This is a genomic window from Curtobacterium sp. B8, from assembly GCF_000333315.1.
Classification (GTDB): domain Bacteria; phylum Actinomycetota; class Actinomycetes; order Actinomycetales; family Microbacteriaceae; genus Curtobacterium; species Curtobacterium luteum.
Genome location: NZ_BACW01000695.1, coordinates 1 through 3,740, shown reverse-complemented (window position 1 = coordinate 3,740; position 3,740 = coordinate 1). Strand labels below are relative to the sequence as shown.

Sequence of the window (3,740 nt, the reverse complement as noted above, 5' to 3'; positions counted from 1 at the left end):
CGGAGCCGGGTTCGTCGATCCCGGGTTCGCGCGGTCCAGCGTCGCTGCGAGGTCGGACCGCGAGAACACCTGGCCGCACGTCAGGCACACGGCGCGGTCCATCGAGCCGTGGATCTCGACGACGCGACGGGAGCCGGAGCGGAGGTGCAGCCCGTCGACGTTCTGGGTGATCACCCCGGTGACGACCCCGGCGCGCTCGAGGTCCGCGAGCGCCCGGTGCCCGTCGTTCGGGACGGCCGCGGCGAAGGTCCGCCAACCGAGGTGGGAGCCGGCCCAGTACCGCTGGCGCTTGGCCGGGTCGGAGCGGAACTCCTGGAAGGTCATCGGCTTCCGGACGACACGGCCCTCGCCCCGGTAGTCGGGGATGCCCGAGTCGGTGCTGAGCCCTGCTCCGGAGAGCACGGCGAGGCGCTTGCCCGCGAGCAGCTCGACGGCGCGGTCGAGGTCGGCCGCGGTGCTGTGCTCGTCGCTCGTGGGCATCGTGTTCACGGTACCCTCAACAGCCGACCGTCCAGCGCACTTCCCACGAATCGGAGCCCCGTGCACCCCGTCCGCATCGACTCCCTCGACGACCCGCGCCTCGACGACTTCGCACGGCTGACCGACGTGGCGCTCCGCCGGGTCACCGAGCCCGAGGGCGGGTTGTACATCGCGGAGTCGAACACGGTCATCGAGCGGGCGGTCCGTGCCGGCCACGTGCCGCGGAGCGTGCTCGTGCAGGAGAAGTGGCTCGACGACGTCCTCCCGCTCGTGGCCGAGCACGACGGCCCGGTGTTCGTCGGTGCGGACGCCCTGCTGGAGGAGCTCACCGGCTTCCGGATGCACCGCGGGGCGATCGCCGCGATGCACCGCCCCGTGCTGCCGTCGGTGGCCGAGGTGGTCCGGGACGCGCGGCTCGTCGTCGTCCTCGAGGACATCGTCGACCACACCAACGTCGGGGCGGTCTTCCGGAGCGTCGCCGGCCTCGGTGCCGACGCGGTCCTCGTCAGCCCGCGGTGTGCCGATCCGCTCTACCGCCGGAGCGTCCGCGTGAGCATGGGGACCGTGCTGCAGGTGCCGTGGACGCGCATCGGGGAGTGGCCGGCGGCGGGCGAGGAGCTCCGGGCGCAGGGGTTCCACCTCGCGGCGATGGCGCTCACGGACCGGTCGGTGGACCTCGACGCGTTCGTCGCGGAGGTCCCGGAGCGGGTGGCGCTCGTGATGGGGACGGAGGGGCAGGGCCTCACGGACCGGGCGATCGCGGCGGCGGACACGACGGTGCGGATCCCGATGTCGCACGGCGTCGACTCCCTCAACGTGGCCGCGGCGAGCGCCGTCGGCCTCTGGGCCGTGGCGCACGCCCAGCGGGCGCGCTGACCGCACGCCGACGAAGAGCTCTCCCGACGGTTCGCGTCGGCCGGTCGCGGCGGCCGCCCGGCGCTGCGCTGCGCCCCGCTCGGTGCGAGGTTGTCGACACGGTGCGAGGGGAATGCCCTGCCACGGTGCGTGGAACCTCGCACCGTGCCGGACGCGCGGCCCGGCGGCGCCCCGCCGGACCGGGCGGACACCCGGGGAGCCGCCACGCGCCTCCAGTACGCTCCCTTGCTGTGCCACGAGTCGTCCGCCGCCCCCGCTCCGCCGTCCGGCACCCCGTGACGATCACCGTGGTCGCCGTGCTCCTGCTCACGGTGGGCTACCTCGTCGCGGCGGCCGTGGTGCCGTTCGCCCCGGCGAGCGCTGCGACCACCACCTACGCCGCACCGACGACCACCACCCCGGAGCTGTCGTTCCCGGGCTACGGTGCGACCGCCGTCGAGGCGACGGACTTCCCGGAGAGCCTGCGGACGAGCGGCGACCGCGAGGAACGGTCGATCGCGAGCATCTCGAAGGTCGTGACGGCGCTCGTGGTCCTCGACGAGAAGCCGATGCGACGCGGCGAGCGGGGTCCGACGATCACGTTCACGAAGCAGATGCAGGGGTTGTACGCGAAGTACCTCGCGCAGAACGGCGAGGTCGCGCCGATGCCCGCCGGGCTGCAGCTCTCCGAGTACCAGACGTTCCAGGTCATGCTGATGAAGTCGGCGAACAACTACGCCGGCGCGTTGGCGCTGTGGGCGTTCGGGTCGCTCGACGCGTACGAGCGGGCAGCGGACACGTGGCTCGACGAGCACGGTCTCGACCACACGCGGATCCACGAGCCGACCGGCCTCGACCCCGACAACACGGCGACGGCCACCGACCTCGTCGAGCTCGGCCAGCTGGCCCTCGCGAACCCCGTGGTGAAGGAGATCGTCGGGACGAAGCAGGTCACCGTGCCCGGCGTCGGCGAGATCGAGAACTCGAACAAGCTCCTCGGTCTCGACGGCGTCGAGGGCATCAAGACCGGCACGCTCGACGAGGCCGGCGCGTGCCTGCTCTTCGCCGCGACGTACGAGCGGGGCGGTCGGAAGGTGACCGTCGTCGGCGCGATGCTCGGGGGCGTCGACCACGATTCGCTCGACGAGGACGTCCAGCGGCTGCTGCGATCGGTCGCCGACGACTTCCAGGTCGTGACGCTGACGCACCAGGGGCAGACCTTCGGTACCTACAGCACGCCGTGGCAGGACGGGGCGGACGCGGTCGCGGCAGAGGCGTCCCAGGTGCTCGTGTGGGGCCGGACCACGGTGACGGCGAAGACCCGGCTCGACCGGGTGACGTTCGGGGACCGCGGCGAGCGCGTGGGGCGGGTGCGCTTCACGATCTCGGACCACCCGGCCGTGACGGTCCCGCTGGAGCTCGACCGCTCCATCGCGGACCCGGGTGTCTGGTGGCGCTGGACCAACCCGTTCCAGGGGACCTGACACGCACACCGTGCGGGCCGTAGGGTCGACCGTGTGACGACGACGTTCCCGCGCAGCTCCCCGCCCGCCCTCGGCATCGACGCACGCGGGGTCGCCGCGTTCCTCGACGCCCTCGAGTCCACGCCGGACGTCGAAGCGCACTCGTTCGTGCTGCTCCGCCACGGTCAGGTCGCCGCGGAGGGCACGTGGGACCCGTACCGCGCCGAGTCGGTGCACCTGCTGTACTCGCTCAGCAAGAGCTTCACCGCGGCCGGTGTCGGCATCGCCGTGCGCGAGGGCCTGGTCGACCTCGACGCCACCGTGCTGTCGTACTTCCCGGAGCTCGACGCCGAGGTGACCGACGAGCGCAGTCGTCGGATCCGCGTGCGGCACGTCCTCGCGATGGCGAGCGGCCACCGCGAGGAGACGCTCGAGCGCGCTCGGGCGATCGACCCGACGAACATCGTCCGGGGGTTCCTGCTGCTGCGGCCGGACGAGGAGCCGGGCTCGGTGTTCGCGTACAACCAGCCGTGCACGTACACGCTCGCCGAGATCGTCCGGCGGGTGTCCGGCGGGTCGCTCGTCGACTGGCTGCGGCCGCGGTTGCTCGACCCGCTCGGCATCGAGGACCTCGCCTGGAAGCGCGACGAGCAGGGCAACGAGCTCGGGTTCAGCGGGTGCTACGCCCCGGTCGAGGCCGTCGCGAAGCTCGGGCAGCTGTACCTGCAGCGGGGCGTGTGGGACGGGCAGCGCATCCTCGACGAGGACTGGGTCGACGCCGCGACCCGCGCACAGGTCGAGAACCCGCAGGAGGAGAACCCGGACTGGAGCCAGGGCTACGGCTTCCAGTTCTGGATGGCCCGGCACGGATTCCGCGGCGACGGTGCCTACGGGCAGTTCTGCGTCGTCCTGCCGGAGCAGGACGTCTTGCTCGCCCTGACC

The 3,740-nt window shown here is 72.6% G+C and carries 4 protein-coding genes; 3 read left to right on the top strand and 1 reads right to left on the bottom strand.

The window, feature by feature from the left end; translation table 11 throughout:
• On the bottom strand, positions 1-480 hold a 480-nt coding region (locus I59_RS18585), incomplete at its 3' end, for a Sir2 family NAD-dependent protein deacetylase (RefSeq protein WP_042726924.1).
• Positions 481-540: 60 nt separating this feature from the next.
• Here I59_RS18585 and I59_RS18580 point away from each other — a divergent pair.
• The 3 genes from I59_RS18580 to I59_RS18570 form a co-directional block, all read left to right on the top strand.
• Positions 541-1,356 carry an RNA methyltransferase gene (locus I59_RS18580; protein ID WP_022905167.1) on the top strand — a complete coding sequence of 272 codons (816 nt, stop codon included), beginning with the start codon at positions 541-543 and terminating at the stop codon, positions 1,354-1,356.
• A 230-nt stretch (positions 1,357-1,586) separates the two neighbouring features.
• A complete protein-coding gene (locus I59_RS18575; RefSeq protein ID WP_187289841.1) occupies positions 1,587-2,819 on the top strand; it encodes a D-alanyl-D-alanine carboxypeptidase family protein in 1,233 nt (410 codons plus the stop codon).
• 33 nt (positions 2,820-2,852) lie between these two features.
• A partial coding sequence (locus I59_RS18570; protein WP_022905165.1) for a serine hydrolase occupies positions 2,853-3,740 on the top strand: 888 nt, incomplete at its 3' end.